Raw genomic sequence first — 15,628 nt, forward strand, 5'->3', positions numbered from 1 at the left:
AGATGCGTGATCTGATCCTTCAACTCAGCAAAAGTTCGATTTATTCAACAAAGCTGTAATCCGACTGTTTTTTTAATTTTTTCAGCAGGCTGTGAGGATTTTCATCGGTCCAGTCAGACAACATGACCACATGCTCACGATCGTAAGCAAACGGTTCTGGCTCCCTGGCATCGATGATAATGGCACCGTATACCCCCTCCTGTTCCTGCAGACCGGAATGGCTGTGGTACCAGTAAGTCCCGTTCTGCTTAACCTTAAAGGTGTAAACGTAGGTATCATCAGGCTCTATGCCCATAAAACTCAGCCCCGGAACACCATCCATATTGGCCGGAAGAATAATGCCGTGCCAGTGAATGGACGTCTGTTCATTAAGACGGTTTTTGACCTTCAGGGTAATGGTGTCACCTTCTTTCCAGCGAAGAACGGGCCCCGGCAGGCCTCCATTGATTGTTTTGGCCTGACGCTCACTGCCCGTGATATTGACGGCCGTTTCACCAATGGTCAGGTCAAACTGAGTACCCTGCAGGGATGCGGCAACTGGCAGGCTCAGACTGGAACGCGCATTGAAACTCCATACGCCAAGACTTCCGGCTACGCCAGAGAGGGTTAACCCCTTCAGGAAAGTTCGTCGAGACGTTTTCAACAGCATGCGCATTCCCTTATTTAAAGTATGGTTACTGACAGAATTCGAGAACCGATTTAAATTAAATTACTGGTTCATCCACTTACAATGAAATGAATCTAGCACACCTTAAGAAACAAATTCATTACAATCGTGTAATGTACGTGGCTGTATTACATTTACGTCATCTTCCCCACAGGTTGATTTTTTTATATATGATCATAAGGACATCTTTTATGTACCTCAGAAGGTAATTACACATGAATATATTAATCACGACCACTGCGTTTACAGCTTTATTTTGTGGGGCAGCTTTTGCTCAGTCCAGTGATATTGCCCATGAAGCACATCGATTTGTTAATAATGCCTCAGCCGTCAGTCATGTGAACTCCTCGACGCATGAAAACTTACCGGACAGGGTTAATAAAAACAACACGCCCTCATTCTCTGAAATGAATGAACATGAAAGGGCCATTGTTGCTCATTCATTTATGAACAACAGCGCGTCCTATGCGCATCAGAAAATGATTGAGGAACATAAAAAAATGCTGTCCGGCAGTGATGCAAATTCAAAGACCTCGTCTTCTTCTTTTAACGAACTGAATGCCGGAGAAAAAGCCGCTCTCGTGCATGAGCAGGTCAATAATGCCGGTGCGGAAGCACATCAGACGCAGGCAAGAAAGCTTCGCGGGCTGTATTCGACCAGGTAACTGCAGGCGGGTTAGTGCTTAGCGTCAGGTGCGCAGCAGGGCTTTACTGACGGGTTACGTAGCAGGACATGAGCCCCATATTGCTCTGCCGTAACCTGTTTCAGTCCCGTTAATCATCACCGTCGGGCTGGTCATACAGTTCCCAGAGCTTCAGGAGCAAACGGGAAACAAGATATGTTACAAAAATGACGACCATCAACGGTGCTCCCGATTAACTGACAGATGACACGCCTCCTGAAAACCCCTAGCATACGCCGCAGTGTTCATGCTAACGGCGAATTCCAGTAAATGTATTCTACCGATGTCGTAAAAGAAAATGCCTACCTTTCAGCCACCCGCTCGGGGCTGGAATCGAACGAGATCGCTACTCTTCAGCGCTCCTTGCCTTCCCGGTTTAATCTGCGGCATTTGAAAAAAAATGAATCATTAAAACTCGTACTGCAAAAGAAAGCGGGAAAATCACGTGTCGTGGCCTATAAATTTACGTCCGGTTCATTTAATTACACGGCGTATCGTATATCAGATAAAAAGTTCTATAACCTTTCCGATACTTCCGGGAAAGGCAGTCTCGATTATCCGTTACCGGCCACAGCAAGACTCAGTTCGCCTTTCAATCCTGCAAGACTTAACCCGGTATCGGGAAAAGTGAGTCCCCATAATGGCATTGATTATTCCATGCCCATGAACACGAAAATAGTCAGCGTCATCGACGGAAAAATCACCCGGGCCGAATACAACAGCACCATGGGATATTTTGTTGAAGTAACAGGAAAAGCCGGTGTTAAAACTCGCTATCTCCACCTCAATAAAATACTCGTTACTAAAGGGGCCAGGGTTACCCGGGGAGACGCTATTGCGTTATCCGGTAACAGCGGACGTTCATCCGGTCCTCATCTGCATTACGAGCTGGTCATCAATAACAATCCTGTTAACTCACTGGCGTTCCGGGCAGCGGCACCCGCTGATAACAAACTTGAACAGCATGCCTTTGCGCATGCCAGAGACTACGAACGATACCTGGACTGATAACGGGGCCGCGACGCGGCCCCGTCTGCCGGATTAATTTTTTTTATCGTTTTCACTTCCTTGATGTTGATGATCTCCATGCCCTCCGTGGCCGTGGAAAAGATGCATTAGCGGGCAGACCAGCAATAACAGATATGGCCAGTAACCTGCCACATGTGACCAGTGTTCGCGCAGGAGGGCAAATGCCGCAATCGCGGCGACAGCAATAAGCGCATAGGTGGTACTTTTCATACCGGACTCCTTCTGTTCGTAACAGCCCCTTCATTCAGGGTTATTTCCCGAGCCTGACACTTTTCAGACGCAACGCATTTGCAATGACGCTAACGGAGGAAAGGGCCATAGCCGCCGCCGCAATAACTGGCGACAGCAGTATTCCATACACAGGATAAAGCAGACCTGCAGCTACAGGCACCCCAAGAGCATTGTAGATAAACGCAAAAAACAGATTCTGCCGGATATTTTTCATGGTGATTTCTGACAGATGACGGGCCCTGTTGAGTATCATCAAATCGCCTTTGAGAAGGGTAACGCCAGCACTTTCTATTGCCACATCTGTACCCGTTCCCATGGCTATACCCACGTCAGCCGCTGCCAGCGCCGGGGCATCATTCACACCGTCTCCGGCCATCGCAACCACATGGCCAGACGCTTTCAGTCGGGTTATCACTGCTTTTTTGCCATCCGGCAGAATCCCGGCTTCAACCTCATCTATTCCCAGTTTCCGTGCGACTGCTTCAGCAGTAAGCTGGTTATCCCCGGTGAGCATAACAATGCGGATCCCCGCCTGACGCAAAGCTTTAAGCGCATCCGGCGTGGTTGCTTTCACGGGATCCGAGATAGCTATCAGGCCTGCAAGGTTCCCGTCTGTGGCCACATAGATAACGGTAGCGCCTTCCATCCGCAACGTATCCGCAACGGCCTTTTGATTATCAATAACGATACTGTTTTCCTGCATAGCCAGTTCATTACCAATAACAACCCGTTGACCTTCGACATCGCCTGAGACACCTTTCCCCGACGGGGCATTGAAATTACTGACGGCAGGTATCACGATCCCCTTTTCATGCGCGGCTCTGACAACAGCCATACCCAACGGATGCTGCGAACCTTTTTCCACTGCAGCTGTTACACGTAAAAGAGATATTTCCCCACCCGGACTGAGACTGATAATCCCTGTCACCGTAGGCGAACCTTCCGTGAGCGTGCCTGTTTTGTCGACAACCAGCGTGTCCACTTTTTCAAGACGCTCAAGGGCTTCGGCATTCTTGATTAACACCCCGGCCTGGGCGCCTTTGCCCACCCCCACCATTATCGACATCGGCGTGGCCAGTCCCAGCGCGCAGGGACAGGCAATAATCAGGACCGACACAGCCGCAATGAGACCGTGCGCCATCCTGGGCTCGGGCCCCCAGACAGACCAGATCAAGAAAGCAACAACCGCGATAAGTATCACCAGAGGAACAAACCAGCCTGAAACGCTGTCTGCCATTCTCTGGATGGGGGCACGCGAACGCTGTGCATCAGCGACCATCTGAACAATTCGTGAGAGCATCGTTTCATCACCGACTTTCTCTGCACGGATGATAAGACTACCTGTCTGATTAATCGTCCCCCCAATGACAGGGTCACCCTTCGTTTTGGTAACCGGCATAGACTCCCCGGTCACCATCGATTCATCAACGGTTGTTTTGCCTTCGATCACGATACCGTCGACCGGAATACTCTCTCCAGGTCTGATGCGGAGCTTATCGCCAGGCAGGACATCTTCCGCATTAATATCCGTTTCATGACCGTCATGATCCAGCCGTCTGGCGGTTTTGGGGGCAAGGTTCAGAAGCGCAGTAATGGCGCCTGAGGTTTGTTCCCGTGCCCGCAGCTCAAGAACCTGTCCCAGCAGAACAAGCACCGTAATAACTGCTGCGGCTTCAAAATAAACGGCCACCAGGCCATCCATGTTTCTGAACGATGCAGGAAACCAGGAGGGGAAGACGGTTGCAATGACGCTGTAAACCCAGGCTACGCCGGTCCCCATTGCAACAAGGGTAAACATATTCAGGGAGCGGTTACGTAACGACATTCCGGCCCGGGCGAAGAATGGCCAGCCACACCACAACACGACAGGGGAGGCCAGAAGCAACTGCAGCCATGTGTTGTACTGTGGCGGTACTGTATTCCTCAAGTCGGGAAACAGATGAGATCCCATTTCGAGTACCAGAACCGGAAACGCCAGCAACAACCCCAGCCAGAAGCGTCTTGTCATGTCGTGAAGTTCATCACTCGGCCCCGTGGATGCCGTAGCTACGAGCGGCTCCAGTGCCATTCCACAGACAGGACAGCTTCCGGGACCACTGCGGCGTATCTCCGGGTGCATCGGACATGTCCACACACCTTCAGAATTCTCTTTTTCCGCCTGGTTGTGAGGCTGTTTTATCTGATCAGGGCTGACTTCGTGATGATCGTGGTGATGGTGATGGGAATGTTCACTGGCATCTTCGGTAAGATAACGATCGGGATGGGCTTTAAATTTGCTCTCACAGCTGGCGGAGCAGAAATAAAGCTGATGGTCCTGGTATCGAATGCTGCTGTGCGCCTTGTCAGGCAGGATGACCATCCCGCACACGGGATCTCTCACCTTATGCAATGCGTGACTCTCGTCCGGGGATGATGTCTGCTCAGAAGCAGTCTGGTTGTTATGTTCCACTGCATTGTCATTTTTCACAGTAACTCTCCTTATGCATACCGAAGCATCTTCTGTCTTCAGGGTATGTCATGGATGCGATTACCACGAATGCCGCCGGCATAAGAGTGCCTGCTGCCGGCGTCCCGTTATCAGCCGTTCCGCTGACTATTCGATTCGCTGGAAGACTTTTTTACTGCCCTCCGGTGAGAATGCGATAACATCGTAAGCCTCTTTTCGGGCCCCCATCTCCATTCCCGGACTTCCTGCTGGCATACCGGGGGTGGCGAGACCGTATATACCCGAACCAGACTGCATGGCCTTATGTATCGTTGCCGCAGGCACATGGCCTTCAATGATCAAATTACCTACAACCGCGGTATGACAACTTCGTAGTCCAGCAGGAACAGCATGCTTTTCTTTCAGGGCTGACAGCGCCTGATCATTCATGACGTGAGTTCGCACTTCGAACCCGTCTTTTTCCATCGCTTTGCCCCACAGGGAACAACAGCCACAGTTTTCAGATTTGTACATATCAATGACTTTTTCACTCGCCATTGCAGGCAGTGACAGGCCGAGAGCCAGCGCCATTAGAACCACTTTTTTCATACTCACCTCTGTATATTATCGATATAAACCCTGACGTCAGGGTGAATCAGTGCAGAAGGACGCCCACTGGGGGCGCCCTTTCAGGGTTATGACACGCTTTTTTTATGTCTGCGCAGCCAGATTAATTTGTAGGCGGCAGGAATAATGAACAGGGACAGCAGCGGAGCCGTGATCATCCCACCAATCATTGGCGCAGCAATACGGCTCATGACTTCTGAACCTGCGCCGGTTCCCCAGAGTATTGGCAGCAGACCCGCAATGATCACCGCCACGGTCATGGCTTTCGGCCGGACACGCAGTACGGCACCATGATAGAGGGCTTCATCAAGACCTTCCGGTGTGAACGTCTCTTTACGGGACAATTCCGGGTGCGCTTCAATGGCATGACGCAGATACATCAGCATGACCACGCCAAACTCTGCTGCCACCCCGGCCAGGGCGATAAACCCGGTTCCGGTCGCCACTGACATATGGAAGCCCTGCCAGTACAGGAACCATATTCCGCCAACCAGGGCGAACGGCAGGCTCATCAGGATCAGCAGGGCTTCGTCAACCCGGCGGAATGCCAGATACAACAGGATGAAAATGATCATCACCGTCATCGGCACCATCAGCTTCAGTTTCTTGTTGGCATGCTCAAGCAGTTCAAACTGTCCGGAGAATGCCACACTGGTTCCCGGTCTCAGTTTCACTTTCTCGCTGATGGCCGTCTTAATGTCGTTAACCACCGACACCATGTCCCTGCCGCGGGCATCAACATAAATCCAGCTGGCTGGCCGGGCATTTTCGGTTTTCAGCATGGTTGGTCCGGAAACGACCTTAATATCGGCAACATCGCCCAGCGTAATTTGCTGCTTCATTGGGGTCAGGATTGGCATCTCTCTCAACGCCTGCGGACTGTTACGGTAATCCTGCGGATAGCGAATGTTAATAGGGTACCGGGCCACGCCTTCAACCGTCTCACCCACCATAGCCCCACCGATTGCTGAAGAGACGAACAGCTGGACGTCGCCCACAGTCATCCCGTACCGGGAAGCTTTCTCCCGGTTGATATCGATATCGATGTAGCGCCCGCCCTCAAGTCGCTCAGCCAGGACAGACACCACGCCAGGCACGGTTTTGGCTACCGCCTCGATACTCTGCGCCGTCGCGTCGATATCGGACAGAACAGTCCCGGACACTTTGATACCTATCGGGCTTTTGATCCCGGTTGAGAGCATATCAATACGGTTACGGATAGGCGGCACCCAGAGGTTTGCCAGACCCGGTAAACGGACTGTCCTGTCGAGTTCATCAATAATCTTGTCAATTGTCATGCCGGGACGCCACTGATCCTCAGGTTTGAGCTGGATCGTGGTTTCCACCATTTCGAGCGGCGCGGAATCCGTTGCGGTCTCTGCTTTACCGGTCTTGCCAAATACAGAAGCCACTTCAGGAACGCTTTTGATTAACTTGTCTGTTGTCTGCAGGAGCGCTGCAGCTTCTGCCGGAGAGACGCCAGGCAAGGTCGACGGCATATACAGCAGATCGCCCTCGTTAATCTTCGGCAGAAATTCACCGCCCACCTGACTCAGTGGCCAGATAACCGTGAAAATGGACAAGGCCGCAACCAGCAGGGTTGTTTTTGGCCAGTGGAGGACCCGCAGCAGCAAAGGATGATACGCTTTGATCAGCACCCGGTTCAGGGGGTTACTTGTCTCGGCAGGAATTTTCCCCCGGATCCAGAATCCCATCAGAATAGGAATGACGATGATGGCCAGTGCGGCCGCTCCCGCCATGGAGTACGTTTTCGTGAATGCCAGCGGGCCAAACAGACGACCTTCCTGCCCTTCCAGGGTAAAGATAGGAATAAAGGACAGGGTGATGATCAGCAGGCTAATGAACAACGCGGGTCCCACTTCCACGGAGGCGTCGGTAATCACCTTCCAGCGGGTGGCGTTGTCAATCTGCTCACCCGGATGCTGATGATCCCACTCCTCAAGCCGTTTGTGCGCATTTTCAATCATCACAATGGCGGCATCCACCATCGCACCGACGGCAATCGCTATCCCTCCCAGCGACATGATATTGGCGTTCAGTCCCTGGAAGTGCATGACGATAAAGGCGATACACAGGCCAAGTGGCAGAGAAATAATCGCCACCAGGGCAGAACGGACATGCCAGAGGAACAGTGCGCAAACGACAGCAACAACGATAAACTCTTCAAGAAGCTTGTAACTGAGGTTATCAATCGCCCGGTCGATTAACTGGCTGCGATCGTAGGTGGTCACGATTTCAACGCCTTCCGGCAGGCTGGCCTTCAGCGTCTCCAGTTTATCCCTCACTGCCGTGATAACGTCGCGCGCATTTTTACCCGACCGCAGGATCACCACGCCGCCAGCGACTTCTCCCTGGCCGTTCAGCTCGGCAATACCACGCCTCATTTCGGGCCCGGTCTGCACGCGGGCAACATCCCGCAGATAAACCGGCACGCCGTTCTCACCTGTTTTCAGGACGATGTTATTAAAATCATCAATGCTCTGAAGATAACCGCTGGCACGGACCATATACTCCGCTTCGGCCATTTCAACGGATGAGCCACCGGCCTCCTGGTTAGACGATTCAAGTGCCTGTTTCACTTCGGGCAGGCTGATACCGTACTGGGACAGTTTTACCGGATTGACCTGAATCTGGTACTGTTTCACCACGCCACCAACCGAAGCGACCTCAGCCACGTTCGGGATGGTTTTCAGCTCAAATTTCAGGAACCAGTCCTGCAGAGAGCGCAGTTCTGAAAGGTCGTGTTTTCCGTTGCGATCGACAAGGGCATATTCAAATATCCAGCCCACTCCCGTGGCGTCCGGGCCGATTTCAGAGCTCACACCCGCAGGCAGTTTGCCCTGAACCTGATTCAGGTATTCCAGCACGCGCGAACGGGCCCAGTACAGATCGGTGCCGTCTTCAAAAATGACATACACATACGAATCCCCGAACTGTGAAAAACCACGCACGGTTTTTGCGCCAGGTACGGACAGCATGGTGGTGGTAAGCGGATAGGTGACCTGGTTTTCTACAATCTGCGGGGCCTGTCCGGGATAGCTGGTTTTAATAATGACCTGCACATCTGACAGGTCAGGCAGCGCATCGACCGGCGTGTTAATTATCGTCCATGTGCCCCAGATGCTGAGAAACAGTGCGCCCATCATGACCAGGAAACGGTTGGCGACAGAGCGCCGGATAATCCATTCAATCATCGTCGTCTCCTCAGTGCCCTGAATGCATATTTACAGGCTGCTCAGACATTGCTGGCATACTGTTTTCTGTTTTTTCAGGGTGGCGCATACGTTCCAGCGCGCCCGTAATATTGGCTTCGGAGTCAATGAGGAACAGGCCACTGACCACCACGGTATCGCCTTCATTCAGGCCGGAGCCAATGCCGGACTGTTGCTGTGATTCATGCAGAACGTGGATCTGTTTCGGCACAAACTTGCCTTCATCATCAACAGTAATCACGCGCTGTTCTTTGCCGGTATCGATAACGGCCTGGCTTGGTATCAGCAGCATCTCCTGGCTCTTGGTATTCAGTTTCAGATAGGCATTCATGCCCGGCTTGAGAAACTCATCCTTATTAGAAACCTGGAGACGGACCTGAAGCGTACGGGTTGTCTGATCCACGCTGGGAAGAATGTTCCATTTTTCGACATGGAATGTTTTATCCGGATAAGCCGGTACCGAAATTTCAAACTGCGACGTATCTTTCAGCAGATAGGCGATAGATTCTGGCACTGCAGCGCTGATCCAGACCGGGTCCATCCCCTGAATCTGAGCCACTACTTTATCTTTCGAAATATTCATTCCGGTGCGCAGGTCAAACGCAGTAATGACACCATCAATAGGTGCTTTAATGGTAAAACGGGTCTGGATTGTGCGGGTTGAACGCAGCCTTTGAATATCCTCTTCCGGCATACCAGCCAGACGAAGTCGCTCCAGAACCCCTTTTATCTGGGTTGACGTACCGCCTGTACCGGATAACAGCAGGAACTCACTTTGTGCCTCAACCCATTCAGGAATGGTGATATCGATAAGCGGAGTGCCTTTCTTCACATGATCGCCAATCGTCAGGGGATACACTTTTTCGACGAAACCGTCAGAGCGCGCCTGCACAATGACAAACTGATACTCGTTGTAACTGACATTAGCCGGGATTGTCTGGGAATAATTCAGCATTCCTCGCGTGACTTTTTGCGTTTTTAATCCCAGATTCTGAACCTGCGTTGGATCGATACGGATCCCACCACTGCTTTTATCGCCGCTTTCATCAGCATATTTTGGCACCAGGTCCATATCCATAAAGGGAGATTTTCCGGGTTTATCAAATTTGGTATCCGGTTTCATCGGGTCATACCAGAAAAGTACCTTTCGCTCCGGTGCCTTTTGTTCGGTTTGTACTGTTTTTTGTGATGAGTTTACATACTGCCAGGCAGTAACCGATATCAGCCCCCCTGCTATGAGGCTGCTGATAATTATTGCAGCATATTTTATCTTTAAAGAAGCCATACAATTTCTCGCTGAAAAATCAAAACACCTGGCATATGCGCCCGATCATTCATTCACAGTAATCCCTTAATGAATGTTCAGGCGCACTGGATGTATTCGCTCCGGACTGATAATCAGGATTGCGTCACGTTAATGCTTTTAAGTAAAGAAATATTACCCTGCTGAATAAACGAGAAATCGACATGGTTGCCGGTTTTCAGGGCATTGATAGCGTCGTCTGCATTAACAAAAGTGAAGCGCATGGTCATTGCAGGCCAGCCCACAGCAGGGATTGCTTCGTGCGAAATGGTGATCTTTTTACTATTCATATCAATGTCTTTAACGATACCGGTGCCCCTGATAACCTGCTGTACCGAAGCATCACTGGCAGCATTCATATCGCCATGCTGATGTGTTTCAGCATGAAGACCGGCAGAAAACATGACAGAGAAGGCACCAAATAAAACGGCTTTAAGTGAATTACGCATTTTTAATTTCCTGATTAATTGAATAAATTTACTCTACCCAACCGCCACCCAGCGCGGTAAACAGATTAATTTCGTTAACCTGTCGGGAATAGGTAAGATCGAGAATGGTTTGCTGCGTCGCGAAGAGGGAACGTTCTGCATCCAGCACTTCGATGTAACTGACAGCACCACTTGCATACAATCCTCTGGCACGCTGGAGAGTTATCTGAAGTGAATCAAGATAACGCTGCTGTGACTCAAGTTGCTGGCTAAGGCTGTCGCGCAGCGCAAGCGTGTCGGAAACATCCTTAAAGGCTGACTGAATTTTTTGTTCGTAATTAACCACCGATTGTTGCTGGCGAATTTCAGCCAGCTTCAGATTGGCTTTATTCCTGCCAGCATTAAAAATAGGAATTTCAATTTTAGGGATAAAATTCCACATTCCACTTCCTGACGTAAACAGGCTTGACAGCTCCGTACTGCTTGCGGAAAGACCACTGGTCAGGGTAATGGAGGGGAAAAAGGCCGCTCGCGCTGCGCCAATATTGGCATCAGCCGCTTTCAGCTGATATTCCGCTTCCATAATATCCGGCCGCTGCAGCAAAATTTGTGACGACAGATTTGGTGGCAATTTTACTGGTGCGATCTCCCCGCCTTTCATCCCTTTTTCTGACGGAAGTGCGCGGTACGTTCCCAGCACCAGTTGCAGGGCATTGTTTGCCTGAGCCAGATCGCCTTCTCGTTTGGCTATTTCGGCGCGGGTACTTTCGATTTGTCCTCTCGCCTGTTCAAGTGCCAGAACGTTCGTACTCCCGGTCACGAGCTGTTGCTCAACGAAAGCATAGGACTGTTCATAATTTTTCAGCGTTTCCCGCGCAATACGGAGTTGTTCGTACGCCAGTTGCTGGCTGAAATAGCTCTGTGAAACGCTGGAGACCAGCAGGATGTGTACGGCCCGACGGGCTTCTTCGCTGGCAAAGTAGTTCTGGCGATCAGCCTCACTCATGTTCTTAAGTTTGCCAAAAAAATCGAGCTCATAGCTGAGCTCCAGACCCGCGTCGTACTCCTGCGTGGTCGGCTTGTCACCTTTCAGACCACCGTTGTATGTGATCCCGGATGAGGCATTCAGCTGGGGATAACGATCTGCATCCGTGACGTTGAACTGGGCCCGGGCCTCTTCAACCTTCAGGGCAGCCATTCTCAAATCACGGTTATTAGTCAGGGCTTCACCGATCAGCCTGCTGACCTGGGGATCGACAAAAAAGTTTCGCCAGCCCGTATCCTGATAGCTGTTTACCGCAGGCGTCAGACTGTTTTTAGACAATGAAAACTGCTGGGGAACCGGAGCTGGCGGACGCTGATATTCAGGTGCCAGAGAAACACAACCAGCCAGGATGAATATGGTACTGATGCTGAGTAATTTTAATTTGAACATAACGCTTCTCGTCCAGGCAGACCTGGTAAATGGTTCAAACGAAGTCCAGAGTATTGATAGGGATACTTTACCGAACGCTCTCTGTTTGCCGGGTGACAGGATAATGACAATGTTGTCATTTTTGCTGTAATCCGTTGATAACGATCGTGGGCGCAATAGAATGACATTAGCAGCCAGCCGGGGAGCAAGATGAAAATATTGATCGTCGAAGACGAAATTAAAACAGGTGAATATCTCAGCAAAGGGCTTACAGAGGCAGGGTTCGTAGTGGATCACGCTGATAATGGTCTTACCGGATATCATCTCGCCATGACAGCCGAGTATGATTTAGTCATTCTGGACATCATGCTGCCTGATGTGAACGGCTGGGATATCATCCGCATGCTGCGCACTGCCGGAAAGGGTATGCCGGTCTTACTGCTGACGGCCCTCGGCACGATCGAACACAGGGTCAAAGGACTGGAACTGGGTGCGGACGATTATCTGGTTAAACCCTTTGCGTTTGCCGAACTGCTGGCCCGGGTGAGAACCCTTCTGAGGCGGGGAAACACGATGATCACGGAAAGCCAGTTTAGGGTGGCTGATCTCTCGATGGATCTCGTATCCAGAAAAGTCAGTCGCGCCGGAAACCGCATTGTGCTCACCAGTAAAGAGTTCAGCCTGCTGGAATTCTTCATTCGCCATCAGGGCGAGGTTCTTCCCCGCTCCCTGATTGCCTCTCAGGTCTGGGACATGAATTTTGACAGCGACACTAACGCGATTGATGTCGCCGTAAAGCGACTCCGCGCTAAAATAGACAACGATTACGGGACAAAGCTGATCCAGACTGTCCGGGGCGTGGGCTATATACTGGAGGCCCCGGATGCATAGCAAACCTTCCAGGCGCCCTTTCTCACTCGCCCTGCGGCTGACCTTTTTTATCAGCCTGTCCACGATACTGGCTTTTATCGCCTTCACCTGGTTTATGCTGCATTCTGTTGAAAAGCATTTTGCCGAGCAGGATGTCAGCGATCTTCAACAAATCAGCACCACACTGAACCGTATACTGCAGTCCCCGGTGGATCCGGATGATAAAAAAATAAGCAAAATAAAGGAATCAATTGCCAGCTACCGCAACGTTGCCCTTTTGCTCCTCAATCCCAGGGGTGAAGTGCTCTTTAGCTCAGCTCAGGGGGCGGCACTACGCCCGGCAGTGAATTCAGCAGATTTTAGCGAGCACAGCCGCGCACGGGATGTCTTTCTCTGGACGGTGGAGGATCCTGCGGGACCGATGGATACCGGGTCCGAAATGAAGATGGAAACATACCGGATTATCGCCTCCTCTGGTCAGGCGATATTTCAGGGCAAACAGCAGAACTATGTCATGCTGACTGGCCTATCCATTAATTTCCATCTCCATTACCTCGATGCGCTGAAAAAGAACCTGATTGCGATTGCCGTCGTGATAAGCCTGTTGATTGTTCTGATCATTCGAATCGCTGTCCGTCAGGGGCACCTGCCCCTTCGTAATGTCAGCAATGCCATTAAAAACATCACCTCCGAGAATCTTGATGCGCGACTGGAACCGACACGCGTTCCCATTGAGCTGGAGCAACTGGTTATCTCGTTCAATCATATGATTGGAAAGATTGAGGATGTCTTTACCCGCCAGGCCAATTTCTCTGCCGATATCGCGCATGAGATCAGAACGCCCATCACCAATCTGGTGACGCAGACTGAAATCGCACTGAGTCAGGATCGAACACAGAGGGAACTTGAGGATGTCCTCTATTCCAGTCTTGAAGAGTATAACCGGATGACCAAAATGGTCAGCGACATGCTGTTTCTGGCACAGGCGGACAATAACCAGCTTATACCTGACAGGGTCCGTTTTGACCTCAGAGCAGAAGTCATGAAAGTCTTCGAGTTTTTCGAAGCCTGGGCCGAAGAACGCAATATCACGCTCAAATTTAACGGGATGCCCTGCCTGGTTGAGGGAGATCCACAAATGTTCAGAAGGGCGATCAATAATCTGTTATCCAATGCCCTGCGTTATACCCCGGAGGGACAGGCAATCACCGTCTCAATAAGAGAGCAGGAGAGCTTTTTTGACCTTGTGATTGAAAATCCGGGGAAACCGATCCCTGAAGAACATTTATCAAGGCTGTTTGACCGTTTTTATCGGGTGGATCCATCCAGACAACGAAAAGGAGAAGGCAGCGGCATCGGCCTTGCGATTGTGAAGTCAATCGTGGAAGCACATCACGGAAGAGTGCAGGTGGAATCAGACGTACGCTCCACGCGTTTTATCTTATCCGTGCCCAGACTGGAGAAAATGATCCCGGAAACCCAATGCTGAAAATAAAGATGTAAATGACAAAGATGTCATTAGCCTGTCATGCAGCAAACAGAAGCCATTCGATATAATTAGTGCAACTTATCAGGAAGGCTGGATTGCTTCATCAATACCCGGCGTCAGAGTACGCCAGGAAATGAATATCCAGCCCTCTTCCGGAGAAATAAACGCTGCCGAACTTGTTTCAGTTATGGAACTGAAAACACCGGTTGTACTTCCCCGGACATCACTAATTCAGAAATGGAGAGTTATCATGAAAAATATCGTATTAGCATCTTTGCTGGGCTTTGGTTTAATTTCATCGGCCTGGGCCACTGAAACCGTGAATATCCATGATCGCGTCAACAATGCACAGGCTCCTGCTCACCAGATGCAGTCTGCTGCGGCTCCTGTCGGGATCCAGGGGACTGCTCCTCGTATGACCGGTATGGACCAGCATGAACAGGCCATTATTGCTCATGAAACCATGACGAACGGCTCGGCGGATGCGCACCAGAAAATGGTGGAAAGTCATCAGAAGATGATGGGAAATAACACGGTATCCACGACCGTCCCGTCAACGTCTTACGCGGCGATGAATGAGCATGAAAGAGCAGCGGTTGCCCATGAATTCATGAATAACGGGCAATCCGGCCCACATCAGGCCATGGCCGAAGCGCACCGCCGCATGATCAATGCAGGCTGAATGCGACGGTAGTATCCGTGCTGTTACCTTTTCCCTGATAGATTTTCCTGAAACAACGTTGCTACATTTTTGCCCCCCGTCAGGGGGCTTTTTTGTCTGACTCAGCTACACTTAACCGGTACCTGTCTGAAAGGAATTATTATATGAAAATCAAAAACACCCTTTTTGTAATATTAATGTTATCCCTGCCAGCCATTTCTGCTGAACATTCGGAAATGAAAATGTCAGATATGCACTCATCGGCATCATCACAGGAATATATGGCTGGCATGAAAAATATGCATGAAAAAATGATGGCCGCCGTTAATGAATCCAATCCCGATAAGGCCTTTGCAAAAGGTATGATCGCACACCATGAAGGGGCAATCGCAATGGCTGAGACCGAGCTCAAATACGGAAAAGATCCCGAAATGAGAAAGCTTGCGCAGGACATCATTAAAGCTCAAAAAGGTGAAATTGAGCAGATGAATAAATGGCTTGACAGTCATAAATAGGCTTTGTTGAATAAATCGAACTTTTGCTGAGTTGAAGGATCAGATCACGCATC

General features: G+C 50.5%; 13 protein-coding genes and 1 pseudogene. 6 read left to right on the forward strand and 8 right to left on the reverse strand.

The window, feature by feature from the left end; translation table 11 throughout:
• Nucleotides 1-55: 55 nt before the first annotated feature.
• Nucleotides 56-649: pseudogene (gene pcoA / locus ABLV54_RS11955) on the reverse strand (multicopper oxidase PcoA); the annotation flags it as partial.
• A 233-nt stretch (nt 650-882) separates the two neighbouring features.
• Between pcoA and ABLV54_RS11960 the strand changes: the two are divergent.
• Both ABLV54_RS11960 and ABLV54_RS11965 read left to right on the forward strand, forming a co-directional pair.
• A complete protein-coding gene (locus ABLV54_RS11960) occupies nt 883-1,332 on the forward strand; it encodes a copper resistance protein (RefSeq protein WP_001023257.1) in 450 nt (149 codons plus the stop codon).
• Nucleotides 1,333-1,620: 288 nt separating this feature from the next.
• Nucleotides 1,621-2,358: a peptidoglycan DD-metalloendopeptidase family protein gene (locus ABLV54_RS11965; protein WP_004118669.1), complete on the forward strand. Its 738-nt coding sequence runs from the start codon at nt 1,621-1,623 to the stop codon at nt 2,356-2,358.
• Nucleotides 2,359-2,391: 33 nt separating this feature from the next.
• On the opposite strand, the gene ABLV54_RS11970 is transcribed toward ABLV54_RS11965, so the two are convergent.
• The 7 genes from ABLV54_RS11970 to silC all read right to left on the reverse strand — a co-directional run bounded on the left by ABLV54_RS11970 (nt 2,392) and on the right by silC (nt 12,061).
• Complete coding sequence (locus ABLV54_RS11970) at nt 2,392-2,589, reverse strand: DUF2933 domain-containing protein (protein WP_000843497.1); 198 nt, start codon at nt 2,587-2,589, stop codon at nt 2,392-2,394.
• Between the two features lie 40 nt (nt 2,590-2,629).
• Nucleotides 2,630-5,077, reverse strand: a complete 2,448-nt coding sequence (gene silP, locus ABLV54_RS11975) for an Ag(+)-translocating P-type ATPase SilP (protein WP_135725741.1) — start codon at nt 5,075-5,077, stop codon at nt 2,630-2,632.
• A gap of 126 nt (nt 5,078-5,203) precedes the next feature.
• Nucleotides 5,204-5,644 (reverse strand): DUF411 domain-containing protein, encoded by a 441-nt coding sequence (locus ABLV54_RS11980; protein WP_002436620.1) that lies wholly within the window; start codon nt 5,642-5,644, stop codon nt 5,204-5,206.
• A gap of 86 nt (nt 5,645-5,730) precedes the next feature.
• The gene (gene silA / locus ABLV54_RS11985) at nt 5,731-8,877 is read right to left on the reverse strand and encodes a Cu(+)/Ag(+) efflux RND transporter permease subunit SilA (protein WP_032442624.1); all 3,147 of its coding nucleotides are present in this window, start codon (nt 8,875-8,877) and stop codon (nt 5,731-5,733) included.
• Nucleotides 8,878-8,887: 10 nt separating this feature from the next.
• Nucleotides 8,888-10,180, reverse strand: coding sequence for a Cu(+)/Ag(+) efflux RND transporter periplasmic adaptor subunit SilB (silB, locus tag ABLV54_RS11990; RefSeq protein WP_001485328.1), 1,293 nt, complete (start codon nt 10,178-10,180; stop codon nt 8,888-8,890).
• 113 nt (nt 10,181-10,293) lie between these two features.
• A complete protein-coding gene (gene cusF, locus ABLV54_RS11995; protein ID WP_023165802.1) occupies nt 10,294-10,647 on the reverse strand; it encodes a cation efflux system protein CusF in 354 nt (117 codons plus the stop codon).
• 28 nt (nt 10,648-10,675) lie between these two features.
• Nucleotides 10,676-12,061, reverse strand: a complete 1,386-nt coding sequence (gene silC, locus ABLV54_RS12000) for a Cu(+)/Ag(+) efflux RND transporter outer membrane channel SilC (protein WP_047067158.1) — start codon at nt 12,059-12,061, stop codon at nt 10,676-10,678.
• A 189-nt stretch (nt 12,062-12,250) separates the two neighbouring features.
• On the opposite strand from silC, the gene silR reads away from it, so the two are divergent.
• The 4 genes from silR (at nt 12,251) to ABLV54_RS12020 (ending at nt 15,575) form a co-directional block, all read left to right on the forward strand.
• The gene (gene silR, locus ABLV54_RS12005; protein ID WP_004213574.1) at nt 12,251-12,931 is read left to right on the forward strand and encodes a copper/silver response regulator transcription factor SilR; all 681 of its coding nucleotides are present in this window, start codon (nt 12,251-12,253) and stop codon (nt 12,929-12,931) included.
• Complete coding sequence (gene silS, locus ABLV54_RS12010) at nt 12,924-14,399, forward strand: copper/silver sensor histidine kinase SilS (protein ID WP_135725740.1); 1,476 nt, start codon at nt 12,924-12,926, stop codon at nt 14,397-14,399. Before silR ends, silS begins: the two co-directional genes overlap by 8 nt.
• Before the next feature lie 250 nt (nt 14,400-14,649).
• Nucleotides 14,650-15,081 carry a silver-binding protein SilE gene (gene silE / locus ABLV54_RS12015; RefSeq protein ID WP_000790483.1) on the forward strand — a complete coding sequence of 144 codons (432 nt, stop codon included), beginning with the start codon at nt 14,650-14,652 and terminating at the stop codon, nt 15,079-15,081.
• 143 nt (nt 15,082-15,224) lie between these two features.
• Entirely contained in the window at nt 15,225-15,575 is a 351-nt protein-coding gene (locus ABLV54_RS12020) for a DUF305 domain-containing protein (RefSeq protein ID WP_000694953.1), read from the forward strand.
• Nucleotides 15,576-15,628 lie beyond the last annotated feature (53 nt).

Source organism: Klebsiella sp. JB_Kp042 (assembly GCF_040065275.1).
GTDB lineage: Bacteria > Pseudomonadota > Gammaproteobacteria > Enterobacterales > Enterobacteriaceae > Klebsiella > Klebsiella quasipneumoniae.

Excerpts from the sequence above, each read along its gene's own strand:
- silC (WP_047067158.1), bottom strand. The coding sequence starts at position 12,061 with ATGTTCAAATTAAAATTACTCAGCATCAGTACCATATTCATCCTGGCT.
- ABLV54_RS12020 (WP_000694953.1), top strand. The coding sequence starts at position 15,225 with ATGAAAATCAAAAACACCCTTTTTGTAATATTAATGTTATCCCTGCCA.
- silS (WP_135725740.1), top strand. The coding sequence starts at position 12,924 with ATGCATAGCAAACCTTCCAGGCGCCCTTTCTCACTCGCCCTGCGGCTG.
- ABLV54_RS11960 (WP_001023257.1), top strand. The coding sequence starts at position 883 with ATGAATATATTAATCACGACCACTGCGTTTACAGCTTTATTTTGTGGG.
- ABLV54_RS11980 (WP_002436620.1), bottom strand. The coding sequence starts at position 5,644 with ATGAAAAAAGTGGTTCTAATGGCGCTGGCTCTCGGCCTGTCACTGCCT.
- silR (WP_004213574.1), top strand. The coding sequence starts at position 12,251 with ATGAAAATATTGATCGTCGAAGACGAAATTAAAACAGGTGAATATCTC.
- silE (WP_000790483.1), top strand. The coding sequence starts at position 14,650 with ATGAAAAATATCGTATTAGCATCTTTGCTGGGCTTTGGTTTAATTTCA.
- ABLV54_RS11965 (WP_004118669.1), top strand. The coding sequence starts at position 1,621 with ATGTATTCTACCGATGTCGTAAAAGAAAATGCCTACCTTTCAGCCACC.
- silA (WP_032442624.1), bottom strand. The coding sequence starts at position 8,877 with ATGATTGAATGGATTATCCGGCGCTCTGTCGCCAACCGTTTCCTGGTC.
- cusF (WP_023165802.1), bottom strand. The coding sequence starts at position 10,647 with ATGCGTAATTCACTTAAAGCCGTTTTATTTGGTGCCTTCTCTGTCATG.
- silB (WP_001485328.1), bottom strand. The coding sequence starts at position 10,180 with ATGGCTTCTTTAAAGATAAAATATGCTGCAATAATTATCAGCAGCCTC.
- ABLV54_RS11970 (WP_000843497.1), bottom strand. The coding sequence starts at position 2,589 with ATGAAAAGTACCACCTATGCGCTTATTGCTGTCGCCGCGATTGCGGCA.